A 14,471-nucleotide genomic window follows, 5' to 3' on the forward strand; every position below is an offset into this window, starting at 1 on the left:
TCAGCCCTTCATCATGTTGACGTCTTCGACCGCGATGGAGCCGCGGTTACGATAGAAGACGACGAGAATTGCAAGACCGATGGCAGCTTCCGCCGCCGCGACCGTCAGGATGAACAGCGCGAACACCTGGCCGGTGATGTCGTTGAGGAACGACGAGAAGGCGACCATGTTGATGTTGACCGCGAGCAGGATGAGCTCCACCGACATCAGGATGACGATGATGTTCTTGCGGTTGAGGAAGATGCCGAAGACGCCCAGCGTGAACAGGATGGCGCTGACGGTCAGATAGTGGGAAATGCCGATTTCCATGATGTCGTGTCCTTGACCTTCAGTACCGCCTAGAGCCCCTGCCCCGGCTTGACCTTCACCACCTCGACGGCGGTGGCGGGCACGCGGGCGACCTGCTCGGAAATATTCTGACGCTTGATGTTGGGGCGATGGCGCAGCGTGAGCACGATCGCGCCGATCATGGCGACGAACAGCACGAGGCCGGCGATCTGGAAGTAGTAGATGTAGTGGGTGTAGATGACGTCGCCGAGGGCGGCGGTATTGGTCCGGTCCGTCACGGCCGGGATCGGCATCGATACGGTCTTGGCGATTTCCGGCGAGAAGGTGCTGCCGGCCACGACGATGATCAGCTCGGCCGCAAGGATCAAGCCGACCAGGGCGCCCACCGGCGCATAGTCGAGCACGCCCGAGCGCAGCTGGTTGAAGTCGATGTCGAGCATCATCACGACGAAGAGGAAGAGAACCGCAACGGCGCCGATATAGACGACCAGCAGGATCATCGCGAGGAACTCGGCTCCCGTCAGCAGGAAGAGACCCGCCGAATTGAAGAAGCACAGGATGAGGAACAGGACCGAATAGACCGGGTTCCTGGCCGAGATCACCATGAACGCCGATGCGACGGCGATGAAGGCGAAGAGATAGAAGAATAGAGTCTGCAGACCCATGACCGGTGCCTTTTTCGTCTTCCCTGGAACGATGTGCCTTTGCGCAGACCGTTCCTGGCCGACCGGAGAGGTCCGGTCGACACCCAAATTTCCAGTGTCTCGCCGCCCGGGCGGGCGACGCTTCGCGAAAGCGGCGCCGCAGCCTTACCGGTACGGCGAGTCCATGCCGATGTTGCGGGCGATTTCGCGCTCCCAACGGTCGCCGTTCGAAAGAAGGCGTTCCTTGTCGTAGTAGAGCTCTTCGCGCGTCTCGGTGGCGAATTCGAAGTTCGGCCCTTCGACGATGGCGTCGACCGGGCAGGCTTCCTGGCAGAAGCCGCAATAGATGCACTTCACCATGTCGATGTCGTAGCGCACCGTGCGGCGGGTGCCATCATTGCGGCGCGGACCGGCTTCGATGGTGATGGCCTGGGCGGGACAGATCGCCTCGCACAGCTTGCAGGCGATGCAGCGCTCTTCGCCGTTGGGATAACGACGCAGCGCATGCTCGCCGCGGAAACGCGGGCTGATCGGGCCTTTCTCGAACGGATAGTTCAGCGTCGCCTTCGGCGCGAAGAAATAGCGCATCGACAGGAAGAACGCGCCGACGAACTCCTTGAGGAACAGCGATCTGACGGCTTGCGAAATGGCGGCCATCATTTACCTCCGAATGAGCTGGCCTGCGGAACGCCAGCGACTGTCGCGAAGCTGCGAACGGGCATCAGGCCCATCCGCCGAGCTTCAGCGTGATTGCAACGATAAAGACCATGACGAGCGACAGGGGAAGGAAGACCTTCCAGCCGAGACGCATCAGCTGGTCGTAGCGGTAGCGCGGCACGAAGGCCTTGACCATCGCGAACATGAAGAACACCAGCGACGCCTTCAGCACGAACCAGATGATTCCGGGAACCCAGTTGAGGAACCAGACGTCCACCGGAGGCAGCCAGCCGCCGAGGAAGAGGATCGTGGTGAGCGCGCACATCAGGCAGATGGCGGCGTATTCGCCGAGCATGAACATCATGTACGGGGTCGAGCCGTATTCGACCATGAAGCCGGCGACGAGTTCCGACTCGGCCTCGACCAAGTCAAAGGGCGGCCGGTTCGTTTCGGCCAGCGCCGAGATGAAGAACACGATGAACATCGGGAAGAGCGGCAGCCAGTACCAGTCGAGGAAGGAGCCCGGCAGGCCCATCATCGTGCCAAGACCGTCCCGCTGCGAGTTGACGATGTCGGTGAGGTTCAACGAGCCGACGCAGAGCAGGACGGTGACGATGACGAAGCCGATCGAGACTTCGTAGGAAACCATCTGTGCCGCCGAGCGCAGGGCCGACAGGAAGGGATACTTCGAGTTCGACGCCCAGCCGCCCATGATGACGCCGTAGACTTCGAGCGACGAAATGGCGAGGACATAGAGGATGCCGACATTGATGTTCGCCATCACCCAGTTGTCGTTCAGCGGAACGACGGCCCAGGCGGCCAGTGCCAACGTCACCGACACCAGCGGTGCGAGCAGGAAGAGAACCTTGTTCGCGCCGGCGGGAATGACCGGCTCCTTGACGACGAACTTCAAAAGATCGGCGAAGGACTGGAAAAGGCCGAAGGGACCCACCACGTTGGGTCCACGGCGCAGCTGCACCGCTGCCCAGATCTTGCGGTCAGCCAGCAGGATATAGGCGATGAAGATCAGGAGAGCGACCAGCAGCAGAAGCGACTGGCCGATCATGATGGCCGCCGGCCAGACATAGGTCGAAAGAAAACCGTCCATGGTGCCTTATTCTCCCGCGCTCATTCCGCTGCCGCTTTGAAATTATTGCGAGCCAGCGCCGAACATTCGGCCATGACTGCGGAAGCGCGCGCTATCGGGTTCGTCAAATAGAAGTCTTTCACCGGAGACGCAAACGCGGATTTGGTCATCTCACCGGCTTTTTGTGCAAGTGCGGCAATTTCGCCGTCGACGGCCCCGGCGATCGTGTCGACCGCACCGAAATGCGGATAGTCCGCCACCAGCTTGCGGCGCAGCTCCGAAAGCGAGTCGAAGGGCAGCTTCTTGCCGAGCACGTCGGACAGAGCCCGCAGGATCGCCCAGTCTTCGCGGGCCTCGCCCGGCGCGAAGCCGGCACGGTTGCCCATCTGGACGCGGCCTTCGGTGTTGACCCAGATGCCCGACTTCTCGGTGTAGGTCGCGCCGGGAAGGATGACGTCGGCGCCATGGGCGCCGTTGTCGCCGTGCGAACCGATATAGACCGTGAAGCCGCTCGTGCGGGCGGCAAGGTCGATTTCATCCGCGCCGAGCAGGAAGAGCACGTCCGTGCCCGTCACCATGTCCTGCGCCGTCTTGCCGTTGGCGCCCGGTACGAAGCCGAGGTCGAGACCGCCGACGCGGGCCGCGGCCGTGTGGAGGACGGCAAAACCGTTCCAGCCGTCCGACACCGCGCCGATCGCGCCGGCGAGCTTGGCGGCGGAAGCGAGAACAGACGCACCGCCCTCGCCGATCAGGGCGCCCTGCCCCATGAGGATCATCGGACGCTCGGCCTTGGTCAGCACCTCGTAGAAGCTGCCGCGGCCGGCCAGGAGTTCGCCGAGCGTGTCGGTCCCGGCGCCGAGATAATCGTAGGAATAGCGCAGTTCGGCCGCTTCGCCGATCACGCCGATCGGGAACGTTCCCATGCGGAAGCGCTTGCGGATGCGGGCGTTGAGCACCGAGGCCTCGAAGCGCGGATTGGCACCGATGATCAGCAAAGCATCCGCGTTTTCAATGCCCTGAATGGTGGGATTGAAGAGATAGCTCGAACGTCCGAGCGACGGATCGAGCGCTGCGCCGTCCTGGCGACAATCGATGTTTGTCGAACCGAGCGCCGTCATCAGGCCCTTCAGCGCATACATTTCCTCGACGGAGGCAAGGTCGCCGGCAATCGCGCCGATGCGATCGCCGCCGGTCTTCGACACGGCGGCCTTGATCGCGGCGAAGGCTTCGCCCCAGCTTGCGGGCTGCAACCGGCCGTCCTTCTTCACATACGGGCGATCCAGACGCTGCGTCTTCAGGCCGTCCCAGATGAAGCGGGTCTTGTCGGAGATCCACTCTTCGTTGATCTCTTCATTGATGCGCGGCATGACGCGCATGACTTCGCGGCCGCGCGTGTCGACCCGGATGGCGGAGCCGACGGCATCCATGACATCCACCGATTCGGTCTTGCCGAGTTCCCACGGGCGCGCATTGAACGCATAGGGCTTGGAGGTCAGCGCGCCGACCGGGCAGAGGTCGACCACATTGCCCTGAAGCTCGGACGTCATCGCCTGTTCGAGGTAGGTCGTGATCTCGGCATCCTCGCCGCGACCGATCAGGCCGAGTTCGGCAATGCCGGCGACTTCGGTTGTGAAGCGAACGCAGCGCGTGCAGTGGATGCAGCGGTTCATCACCGTCTTCACCAGCGGGCCGATATACTTGTCCTCGACCGCACGCTTGTTCTCGTTATAGCGGGTCGAATCGACGCCGAAGGCCATGGCCTGGTCCTGAAGGTCGCATTCGCCGCCCTGGTCGCAGATCGGGCAGTCCAGCGGATGGTTGATCAGCAGGAATTCCATGACGCCCTCGCGCGCCTTCTTGACCATCGGCGTGGTCGTGAAGACTTCCGGCGTCTCGCCGTTCGGGCCGGGGCGAAGATCGCGCACGCCCATGGCGCAGGATGCCGCCGGCTTCGGCGGGCCACCCTTCACCTCGATCAGACACATGCGACAATTGCCGGCAACCGACAGCCGCTCGTGGAAACAAAAGCGCGGAACCTCGGCGCCGGCTTCCTCGCATGCCTGAAGCAGCGTGAAATGATCCGGGACTTCGATCTCTTTTCCGTCGACTTTCAGCTTTGCCATCTTCGCACTCAATCCTGTCCTCTTCCGCCGGTCTTCAAGCGACGGATCGATCGTCAAAGGGCCTCTGCGGCCCTGTCTGTCCCGAGGCCAGCGGCCTCGATCGTTCCTGTGGGGCCGGAGGCACCCGAAGCGTCGGCGCAGGCGCTCAGCCCTTGGCGAGCACCTTGGCCTGTTCGACCCAGCGGTCCCGCACGATGCGACCGCTGACGTTCAGTTCCCGGTCAAACCGGGCAATATCGTTTTCGTCCCAGGCCGCAATCTCGCTGAAACGCGTGATCTCGAAGCTCTTCAGGACCTGCTCCAGCTTCGGACCGATGCCCGAAATCTGCTTCAGGTCGTCGGCTGCCTTCCCGCGGCGCGCGCGCGCCGGCTTGGCGCCGCTGCTGTCCGGGCTGGCCTCCGCTTTCGGCGGCGATGCCTTGGCGATCGCGTCCGAGGCGCGGGCGATCACGGCAGCCGTCGCCTCGGCCGCGTCGACCGCCATGTCCGCGACAGGCTCGGCCGCTGCCTTCGCCGTCCCGCGCGCAACGTCCGGTGCAGGCTGTGACGTCGCCGCTTTCCCTGCCGCCGGTTCCGCCGTGTCCGAAGGCGTTTTCCCCTGCCCTGCTTCCCGCTCTGCCTCGGCCGTGGCCGACGCCTTCTGCGCCGCTTCCATGAAGCCCTGCATAGCGCCGAGCATGAAACCGGCGAAATGGCTTGCCATTCCGAAGCCCAGCGCCGCGGCAGCCGCGACGGAGGCCGTCGGGTTCTGCATCAACGGAGGCAAGGGCGGAGCGCCCTCTTTCGTCCAGCCGGCAAAGCCCGCTGGATCGCCGCTTGCCGACGAAGGATCCTGCGCATCTGCGAAACCGGCCTGCTCATCGTCCATCGGCGACTTCGTCATGCTGTTACTCCGCGGCTTGGAGAACGGCTCCGTGAGAGGAGGCGTTCCGGGTGTATTCGTCGATCCGCGCTTCCATCTCGGGACGGAAGTTGCGGATCAGGCCCTGAATGGGCCAGGCGGCTGCGTCGCCGAGCGCGCAGATCGTGTGGCCTTCGACCTGCTTCGTCACGTCGAACAGCATGTCGATCTCGCGCTTCTGGGCGCGACCCTGCACCATGCGCTCCATGACGCGCATCATCCAGCCGGTGCCTTCGCGGCACGGCGTGCACTGGCCGCAGCTCTCGTGCTTGTAGAAGGCCGCAAGCCGCCAGATCGCCTTGATGATATCGGTCGAGCGATCCATGACGATGATCGCGGCGGTGCCGAACGACGACTTCACGTCGCGCATGCCATCGAAATCCATCGGCGCATCGATGATGTGCTCGGCCTTGACCACCGGGCAGGACGAGCCGCCCGGGATCACGGCCAGAAGATTGTCCCAGCCGCCGCGGATGCCGCCGCAATGGCGATCGATCATCTCGCGGAACGGCGTTCCCATCGCATCCTCGAAGGTGCACGGCTTGTTGACGTGGCCGGACACCATGAACAGCTTGGTACCGACATTGTTCGGACGGCCGATGGACGAGAACCAACCGGCGCCGCGACGCAGGATCGTCGGGGCAACGGCGATCGATTCGACGTTGTTGACCGTCGTCGGGCAGCCATAGAGGCCCATGTTTGCCGGGAACGGCGGCTTCAGGCGCGGCTGGCCCTTCTTGCCTTCCAGACTTTCGAGCAGCGCGGTCTCCTCACCGCAGATATAGGCACCGGCGCCATGGTGGACGAAGATCTCCATGTCCCAGCCGAGCTTGTTGTTCGCGCCGAGGAGGCCCGCATCGTAGCATTCGTCGATCGCGGCCTGCAGCGCTTCGCGTTCGCGCATATATTCGCCGCGGACGTAGATATAGGCGGCATGGGCGCCCATGGCGAAGCTCGCGATGACGCAGCCTTCGATCAGCGTGTGCGGATCGTGGCGCATGATATCGCGGTCCTTGCAGGTGCCGGGCTCCGATTCGTCGGCATTGACGACGAGATAGTGCGGACGACCGTCGCTTTCCTTCGGCATGAAGGACCATTTTAGACCGGTCGGGAAGCCGGCGCCGCCGCGTCCGCGCAGACCGGAGGCCTTCATCTCGTTGATGATCCAGTCGCGACCTTTTTCCAGGATCTGCTTGGTGCCGTCCCAGTGGCCGCGCGACATTGCGCCCTTCAGCGACTTGTCGTGAAGCCCGTAGAGATTGGTGAAGATGCGATCTTTATCGTCAAGCATCAGAAACTTCCATCTATTCGCCGCTTACCTCAAACAATGAGGATATGAGGTGCCTACCTTTATCGGTCAATCGAAAATTATGACCATCCGTAGGCGCCACGCATTCATACTTTAGGGCCGACTTCATTATCGCCAGATCAGGCCAGATTTCACCAGTTTTGAACAGTAATTTTTCATATGAAAACTTCGGCCCGAAAGTTTTTACATACGCCGCCAGGTACGATTTGGGCCGCGGGCCTGACCAATTGCTATCCACCTTGCCGGTTTGATAAACTAAAAGCTTCCGTGGCTGTTTGTAACTGAAAACTCTTCTGTTAACCGAAATACCGCTTTCAGCAGCATTTCCCGAACCCTGATATTGGCATTTCTGAAGGAAGGCTTCTAGATCAACAATAAAGGAGCTGTGGCTTGGTCGCGAATTGAGGGCAGTCACTGCTTTTTCGCGTCGGTCTTTTCGCCGCCCTCCGGCGTATCGACGGTTGCGGCATCCTTGGTCTCGCCGCCTTCCGTCTTGGCGTTCGCCGCCGCTTCGCTTTTGGCGGTGGCCGGCGTCTTCATCGTCGGGTTGGTTTCGGCATCCGTGCTCTTCGGGCGGCCGGCTTCCGACGGGGGAACAGAAGCACCCTCTGCCGGTGCGGCCGGAGCCGGAGGCTCGGTCACCTGGTTGCGCTGCGGCGTCGGCTCTTCGGTCAGCGTCGTCAGACCGTCGATCGGTGCGGAGAAGATCCGGTCGATCTGCGGACCGGGAACGATTTCGGCGCCACGGCCTGCCTCGAAGGCATCGATGATCTCCTCCAGGCGCTCGACCGTGAGGTCCTCATAGCTGTCCTTGAAGATCATCACCATCGGTGCGTTGACGCAGGCGCCCTGACACTCGACCTCTTCCCACGACAGCGTGCCGCTCTCGTTCTGGGTGAGCGGCTGGCCGTGGATCTTGCGCTTGCAGAGCGATATCAGCTCTTCCGAACCGCGCAGCATGCAGGGCGTCGTGCCGCAGACCTGGATATGGGCGCGCGTGCCGATCGGCTTCAGCTGGAACTGGGTGTAGAAGGTCGCGACCTCGAGAACGCGGATATACGGCATGTCGAGCATGTCCGCGACGCTCTCGATCGCCGCCTTGGTGACCCATCCGTCCTGCTCCTGCGCCCGCATCAACAGCGGGATGACAGCGGACTGCTGGCGGCCTTCCGGGTACTTCCGGATCGTGGTCTGTGCCCAGGCAGCATTCGCATCGCTGAACGCGAACTGCTGCGGCTGGACGGCTTCATCGGCTAGTCGACGAACGGACATGTTTACCGCACCCTAACTTCAGTTTCTCGACCCGGCGAACAGGCTGCCCAGCAGCTGATCGGAACCGGATGTATTTTGTTCGCGGCGGTCGGCCGCGGCGGAAGACGGGCCGTTCTTGGCCGACTGGGCCAGAAGACGGTCGAGCGTCTGAATGACGAAGCGGCGGGCGGCGACGGAGCGATCCAGCATCAGCGGTCGACCTCCCCGAACACGATGTCGAGCGAGCCGAGAATGGCCGAGACGTCCGCGAGCTGGTGGCCGCGACAGATGTAATCCATCGCCTGCAGATGCGCGTAGCCGGGAGCCCGGATCTTGCAGCGATACGGCTTGTTGGTGCCATCCGAGACGAGATAGACGCCGAACTCGCCTTTCGGTGCCTCGACCGCGGCATAAACATCGCCGGCGGGCACGTGGTAGCCTTCGGTGTAGAGCTTGAAATGGTGGATCAGCGCTTCCATCGACCGCTTCATCTCGCCGCGCTTCGGCGGAACGACCTTGCCGTCGAGCGAGGAGACCGGACCGATCTTCGCGTCGCCCAGCAGGCGATCCACGCACTGGCGCATGATCTTGGCCGACTCGCGCATTTCGATCATGCGGATCAGATAGCGATCGTAGCAGTCGCCGTTCTTGCCAATCGGAATGTCGAAATCCATGTCGGCATAGCACTCGTAGGGCTGCGACTTGCGCAGGTCCCAGGCAGCGCCCGAGCCGCGCACCATCACGCCCGAAAAGCCCCAGGCCCAGCAATCCGCAAGGCTGACGACGCCGATATCGACATTGCGCTGCTTGAAGATGCGGTTGCCGGTGAGAAGCTCGTCGATATCGTCGACGGTCTTCAGGAACGGATCGATCCACTTGCCGATATCCTCGACCAGTTCGTGCGGCAGGTCCTGATGGACCCCGCCCGGGCGGATATAGGCGGCGTGCATGCGCGAGCCGGAGGCGCGCTCATAGAACACCATCAGCTTCTCGCGCTCCTCGAAGCCCCAGAGCGGCGGCGTCAGGGCGCCGACGTCCATGGCCTGCGTGGTGACGTTGAGGAGATGCGAGAGGATGCGGCCGATCTCGGAATAGAGAACCCGGATGAGCTGCCCGCGGATCGGTACTTCCGTGCCGGTGAGCTTTTCCACCGCCAGCGAGAAACCGTGTTCCTGGTTCATCGGCGCGACATAGTCGAGACGGTCGAAATAGGGCAGAGCCTGCAGATAGGTCTTCGACTCGATCAGCTTCTCGGTACCACGGTGCAAAAGGCCGATATGCGGATCGACCCGCTCGACGATCTCGCCGTCAAGCTCCAGCACCAGGCGCAAAACGCCGTGCGCGGCCGGATGCTGCGGCCCGAAATTGATATTGAAGTTGCGGATATTATGTTCGTTCATGTGCGTGCTCCGCAGTGTTCCGTGAGCCGTAAGTCGTGAGCAGAGCTATGCCGTGTCATCGAAATCACTGCTCGTTCCCTCTGCGCTGTATCGCGCGAATGAGACCACTGATCATTTTACCATTCTCTTCGCACCGTTTCAGTATCGTTTCGAAAGCAGGAGCATCCATCAATCCGACGCGTTCGCAGATGATCAGATGGGTCTCAAGCTCTTTCAGCGATCCTTGTGCAACCTTCAGAAACTGAACAAAAGAACCATGGCTGTTTCGACCATATCCCTCTGCGATATTCGCCGCCACCGAGACAGACGACCGTCTCATCTGCCCGGTCATGCCGTATAATTCGGACTTCGGAAAGTCGTTTGTCAGCGCGTAGATCTCGACACTCAGGTCGATCGCCGTCTGCCAAACCCTGAGATCACGATATGATTTAATCTCCTGGCTTTCCACAGCGACAGTTCATCCCGCCAAACAACGATCCTGCTGACTGCTCACAAATTACGGCTCACCCGTTTCACTTCGCCTTTTCATCCCCCGGAAGAACGTAATCCGTCCCTTCCCAGGGGGACAGGAAGTCGAAATTCCGGAATTCCTGCTTCAGTTCGACCGGCTCGTAAACCACGCGCTTGGCTTCGTCGTTGTAGCGCACTTCGACATAGCCCGTCAGCGGAAAATCCTTGCGCAGCGGATAGCCCTCGAACCCGTAGTCGGTGAGGATGCGGCGCAGGTCGGGATGGCCGGTGAAGAGGATGCCGTACATGTCGTAGGCTTCGCGCTCGAACCAGTCGGCGCCGGGAAAGACGTCGCAGATGGAAGGAACGGGCTCTTCCTCGGATGTCGCAACCTTGACGCGGATGCGCAGGTTCTGCTTCGGCGAGAGGAGATGGTAGACCACATCGAAACGCTCCGCACGCGCAGGATAGTCCACGCCGCAGACGTCGATGATGTTGACGAAACCGCAGCGGGCGTCGTCGCGCAGGAACGTGAGCAGCGCGACGATGGTCTCGCCGGTCGTCGTCAGCGTCAGGTCGCCGAAAGCGATCGTCGCCTCGGCGAACAGGGCGCCCTTCGTTTCCCGAAGATAGGTGGCGAGGCTGTTCAGAGCTTCACTCATGGCGTGTCCTTATCCGGATGACCATCGGGTCCGGGACGACAGCCGTCCCTAAACCCCGCATGATCAAGGCCGCATGGGCCTATCGTTTGGCCTAGCGTTCGATCGTGCCCGTGCGGCGGATCTTCTTCTGCAGCAGGAGCACGCCGTAGAGCAGCGCTTCTGCCGTGGGAGGACAGCCCGGCACGTAGATATCGACAGGCACGACGCGATCGCAGCCGCGCACCACCGAGTAGGAATAGTGATAGTAGCCGCCGCCATTGGCGCAGGAGCCCATCGAGATCACGTAACGCGGCTCCGGCATCTGGTCGTAGACCTTGCGGAGCGCGGGCGCCATCTTGTTGGTCAGCGTGCCCGCGACGATCATCACGTCGGACTGGCGCGGCGAGGCGCGCGGCGCGAAGCCGAAGCGTTCGGCGTCGTAGCGCGGCATCGACATCTGCATCATTTCCACGGCGCAGCAGGCGAGACCGAAGGTCATCCACATCAGCGAGCCCGTCCGGGCCCAGTTGATCAGCTCGTCGGTCGAGGTGACGAGAAAGCCCTTATCGGCAAGCTCATTGTTGATCTCGCCGAAAAACGGATCGTTCGCGCCGACCGGCTTGCCAGTCGCGGGATCGATGATGCCCTTGGGGGACTGCGCCACCAGAGGGGTCGTGGTTGCTACTCCCATTCGAGCGCTCCCTTCTTCCATTCGTAGATGAAGCCGATGGTCAGCACGCCGAGGAAGGCCATCATGGACCAGAAACCGAACCAGCCCATGCCCTTGAACGCAACGGCCCAGGGGAAGAGGAAGGCGACTTCCAGATCGAAGATGATGAACAGGATCGACACGAGATAGAACCGGATGTCGAACTTCATGCGCGCATCGTCGAACGCGTTGAAGCCGCACTCGTAGGCCGAAAGCTTTTCGTCGTCCGGCGCCTTGAAGGCAACCGCGAACGGCGCGGCCAGAAGGGCCAGGCCGATGACCAGCGAAATGCCGATGAAGATGGCGATCGGGATATAAGAACCGAGAAGGTCTGTCATTATTTTGTCCCTGCCCGCGGCCGCACCGGTAAGGCGCGATTGGCGTCTGCCTGCAGGCCGAAAAATGTTGCAACGCCAAAGTCGTTAGCGCAGCCCGCGCCATGGCGCAAGCCTCACATTCTGTTTTCATCCGCTCGTTCAAGCGAATGAAGAGTCGCGCTATTTCGTGGTTCCATCCCGGCCGGCCGGATCATGTCCGAGGCCATACGGGCATGCAACCTACATAGTCTGTTCGGGAAAAATTACCAGTCTCGGGAAGCCCTCAAAGGGCAGAACGGCAAAATGTCGCGGTCCTCTTTCGAGGACCGCTGATCGACATTTTCATTTTACTGTGAAAGTAAAATGGCGCGAGTGACGGGGCTCGAACCCGCGACCTCCGGCGTGACAGGCCGGCACTCTAACCAACTGAGCTACACCCGCGCATTGTTTGGAAAACCGTTCTTTTCAGTCCGTCTTCCGTGACCGTCCGGCGTTGCGCCGTTCGATGAGCGGCTGTTTACGGGGGGTTTCGGGGAGTGTCAAGCGCGTTCAAATACAAAATCATGACAAACTGGATTTTCTTGCGCACGACCCGCCTGCGCTGCCCCGCCAAGCGTTCGCCAAATCCTTGAAAGGCAGGGTCTCGCGTTGAAAAACCTCTCCTTTTCCGCATCTTGGAAAAAGAAACGGCTTATCCACAGACACTGTCCCCCTCCCCGTCATCCTGCCGCTCGGCCCGAAAACACCGTCGCCAGCCTGCCCCGGAACCGCAGAATTCCGGGAAACAGCGGCCTCGGCTCCGCGTCTTCAAAAAAGTTCGGAAAACCAGCGATCCGGCCTTGCGGTTTACGACAGTTCCGAATACATCACGGCCACCAACGCGGCGGGCGATTAGCTCAGTTGGTAGAGCGCCTCGTTTACACCGAGGATGTCGGCGGTTCGAGTCCGTCATCGCCCACCATTCTCCCCCGCCTTGCTTTCCCATTCTTTCCAGCGTCTCAGCCTGCGGTTTGCCCGTGTTGCGGTCGTTCTCTGCGATCGCCTGCGCCCGCAGCAGCCGACGCGCGCCAAGCGCGCCGGCTCACCTCCGCGTCACGCCGTGTAGGCGGCGCTCAGCAGGGTTTGCGTATAGGCCTGGCGCGGGGCTGCAAACAGCGCCTCCGTCTCCCCCTCCTCCACGATCTCTCCGTCCTTCATGACGATGACGTAGTCCGCCATGGCCTTGATGACGGCGAGGTCGTGGCTGATGAAGACGTAGGAGAGGCCATGGGCGTCCTGCAGGCGGCGCAAGAGGTCGATGACCTGTCCCTGCACCGAGCGGTCGAGCGCCGAGGTCGGCTCGTCGAGGATGACGAGGCGGGGTTTGAGAATCATCGCCCGCGCAATGGCGATGCGTTGCCGCTGGCCGCCGGAAAATTCGTGCGGGTAGCGGTTGCGCGCCTGCGGATCGAGGCCGACCTCCTTCAGCGCCGCGATGGCGCGTTTGTCGCGGTCGGCGCGACTCAAGTCCGGCTCGTGGACGTAGAGCCCCTCGGTGATGATCTCGCCGACGGTCTGGCGCGGCGACAGCGAGCCGAAAGGATCCTGAAACACAAGCTGCATCTCGCGCCGGAGCGGACGCATCGCCTTTCTGTCGAAGCCTGAAATATCCCGGCCGTCGAAGCGGATGGTCCCCGAGGCGGGGACGAGCTGCAGCAGCGCCCGTCCGAGCGTCGATTTTCCCGAGCCCGATTCGCCGACCACGCCGATCGTCTGGCCTTCGCAGAGCCGGATGCTGACCTTGTCGACCGCGCGGAAAGTGCCGGAGCGTTTCGAGAAGAGGCCGCCGCCGGTCGCGTAGTCGACCGAGACCTGTCGTCCATCGAGCAGAACCGGCGCGGAGGCGGGAACCGGCTGCTTTTCGCCCCGCGGCTCGGAATCCAACAGCATCTTCGTGTACTCGGCCTGTGGCCGCTCGAAGATGTCCGCTGTCAGGCCCCGTTCCACCACCTCGCCCCGCCGCATGACGACGACGCGGTCGGCCACGTGTCGCACGACGCCGAGATCATGCGTGATGAGCACCACCGCCATGCCGAAACGCGCCTGCAGCGACTGGAGGAGATCGAGGATCTGCGCCTGGATCGTCACGTCCAGCGCCGTCGTCGGCTCGTCCGCGATGAGAATGTCGGGATCGTTGGCAAGCGCCATCGCGATCATCACGCGCTGCCGCTGGCCGCCCGAAAGCTCGTGCGGATAGCTGTCGATCCGCCGCTGCGGGTCGGGAATGCCGACGAGGTCGAGAAGCTCGAGCACGCGCGTCCGCGCCTGCCGGAAACTGCCGCCGCGATGGTGGACGATCGGTTCGGAGATCTGCCGGCCAATCGTGTAGAGCGGATCGAGCGAACTCATCGGTTCCTGGAAGATCATGGTGATCTTGGCGCCGCGCACCGCGTTCAGTGCCTTCACCGACAGGCCGATCAGGTCCTGCCCGCGATAGGCGGCGTGTCCCGTCACGCGTCCGTTGGCGGCGAGCAGGCCCATGATGCCCATCATGGTCTGGCTCTTGCCGGAGCCGCTTTCGCCGACGACGGCGAGCGTTTCCCCAGCGCGCACGTCGAGATCGATGCCCTTGACGGCCTCGACGGGCCCGTCCGGCGTATCGAAGGTCACCTTGAGATCGCGAACGTCGAGAATGATGTCTTTTGGTTCCGACAT

16 protein-coding genes and 2 tRNA genes are annotated in these 14,471 nt (G+C 62.2%); 1 reads left to right on the top strand and 17 read right to left on the bottom strand.

The features are described 5' to 3' along the window. From nuoK to ASG39_RS19765, 16 genes are all read right to left on the bottom strand, one after another. Positions 1–309 (bottom strand): NADH-quinone oxidoreductase subunit NuoK, encoded by a 309-nt coding sequence (nuoK, locus tag ASG39_RS19700; RefSeq protein ID WP_062468393.1) that lies wholly within the window; start codon positions 307–309, stop codon positions 1–3. A gap of 29 nt (positions 310–338) precedes the next feature. Beyond that, positions 339–953 (bottom strand): NADH-quinone oxidoreductase subunit J, encoded by a 615-nt coding sequence (locus ASG39_RS19705; RefSeq protein ID WP_062596635.1) that lies wholly within the window; start codon positions 951–953, stop codon positions 339–341. Positions 954–1,097: 144 nt separating this feature from the next. Further along, positions 1,098–1,589 (bottom strand): NADH-quinone oxidoreductase subunit NuoI, encoded by a 492-nt coding sequence (gene nuoI / locus ASG39_RS19710; protein ID WP_062468397.1) that lies wholly within the window; start codon positions 1,587–1,589, stop codon positions 1,098–1,100. 64 nt (positions 1,590–1,653) lie between these two features. Beyond that, entirely contained in the window at positions 1,654–2,697 is a 1,044-nt protein-coding gene (gene nuoH, locus ASG39_RS19715) for an NADH-quinone oxidoreductase subunit NuoH (RefSeq protein ID WP_062596636.1), read from the bottom strand. 20 nt (positions 2,698–2,717) lie between these two features. Further along, the gene (nuoG, locus tag ASG39_RS19720) at positions 2,718–4,799 is read right to left on the bottom strand and encodes an NADH-quinone oxidoreductase subunit NuoG (protein ID WP_062596637.1); all 2,082 of its coding nucleotides are present in this window, start codon (positions 4,797–4,799) and stop codon (positions 2,718–2,720) included. 145 nt (positions 4,800–4,944) lie between these two features. Further along, positions 4,945–5,682, bottom strand: a complete 738-nt coding sequence (locus ASG39_RS19725) for a hypothetical protein (protein WP_062596638.1) — start codon at positions 5,680–5,682, stop codon at positions 4,945–4,947. A 4-nt stretch (positions 5,683–5,686) separates the two neighbouring features. Further along, on the bottom strand, positions 5,687–6,991 hold the full coding sequence (gene nuoF, locus ASG39_RS19730; protein ID WP_062596639.1) for an NADH-quinone oxidoreductase subunit NuoF: 1,305 nt from the start codon (positions 6,989–6,991) through the stop codon (positions 5,687–5,689). A gap of 13 nt (positions 6,992–7,004) precedes the next feature. Then, positions 7,005–7,424 (bottom strand): hypothetical protein, encoded by a 420-nt coding sequence (locus ASG39_RS24135; protein WP_162242459.1) that lies wholly within the window; start codon positions 7,422–7,424, stop codon positions 7,005–7,007. Then, positions 7,421–8,281 carry an NADH-quinone oxidoreductase subunit NuoE gene (gene nuoE / locus ASG39_RS19735; RefSeq protein ID WP_062596640.1) on the bottom strand — a complete coding sequence of 287 codons (861 nt, stop codon included), beginning with the start codon at positions 8,279–8,281 and terminating at the stop codon, positions 7,421–7,423. The genes ASG39_RS24135 and nuoE overlap by 4 nt, the downstream gene beginning before the upstream one ends. 18 nt (positions 8,282–8,299) lie before the next feature. Next, positions 8,300–8,470 (bottom strand): hypothetical protein, encoded by a 171-nt coding sequence (locus tag ASG39_RS23990; protein ID WP_156468206.1) that lies wholly within the window; start codon positions 8,468–8,470, stop codon positions 8,300–8,302. Continuing rightward, positions 8,470–9,660 carry an NADH-quinone oxidoreductase subunit D gene (locus ASG39_RS19740; RefSeq protein ID WP_062596641.1) on the bottom strand — a complete coding sequence of 397 codons (1,191 nt, stop codon included), beginning with the start codon at positions 9,658–9,660 and terminating at the stop codon, positions 8,470–8,472. Before ASG39_RS19740 ends, ASG39_RS23990 begins: the two co-directional genes overlap by 1 nt. A gap of 64 nt (positions 9,661–9,724) precedes the next feature. Further along, positions 9,725–10,108, bottom strand: coding sequence for a four helix bundle protein (locus ASG39_RS19745; RefSeq protein WP_062596642.1), 384 nt, complete (start codon positions 10,106–10,108; stop codon positions 9,725–9,727). Between the two features lie 64 nt (positions 10,109–10,172). Continuing rightward, the gene (locus ASG39_RS19750) at positions 10,173–10,772 is read right to left on the bottom strand and encodes an NADH-quinone oxidoreductase subunit C (protein ID WP_062596643.1); all 600 of its coding nucleotides are present in this window, start codon (positions 10,770–10,772) and stop codon (positions 10,173–10,175) included. A 91-nt stretch (positions 10,773–10,863) separates the two neighbouring features. Next, positions 10,864–11,442, bottom strand: a complete 579-nt coding sequence (locus ASG39_RS19755) for an NADH-quinone oxidoreductase subunit B (protein ID WP_062596644.1) — start codon at positions 11,440–11,442, stop codon at positions 10,864–10,866. Further along, positions 11,433–11,798 (bottom strand): NADH-quinone oxidoreductase subunit A, encoded by a 366-nt coding sequence (locus ASG39_RS19760; protein ID WP_062468417.1) that lies wholly within the window; start codon positions 11,796–11,798, stop codon positions 11,433–11,435. The genes ASG39_RS19755 and ASG39_RS19760 overlap by 10 nt, the downstream gene beginning before the upstream one ends. A gap of 343 nt (positions 11,799–12,141) precedes the next feature. Further along, positions 12,142–12,218, bottom strand: a tRNA-Asp gene (locus tag ASG39_RS19765). Between the two features lie 444 nt (positions 12,219–12,662). Here ASG39_RS19765 and ASG39_RS19770 point away from each other — a divergent pair. Beyond that, positions 12,663–12,738, top strand: a tRNA-Val gene (locus ASG39_RS19770). 131 nt (positions 12,739–12,869) lie between these two features. On the opposite strand, the gene ASG39_RS19775 is transcribed toward ASG39_RS19770, so the two are convergent. Next, the gene (locus ASG39_RS19775) at positions 12,870–14,471 is read right to left on the bottom strand and encodes an ABC transporter ATP-binding protein (protein WP_062596645.1); all 1,602 of its coding nucleotides are present in this window, start codon (positions 14,469–14,471) and stop codon (positions 12,870–12,872) included.

Origin of the sequence: Rhizobium sp. Leaf371 (genome assembly GCF_001424045.1) — a bacterium.
GTDB lineage: Bacteria > Pseudomonadota > Alphaproteobacteria > Rhizobiales > Rhizobiaceae > Ferranicluibacter.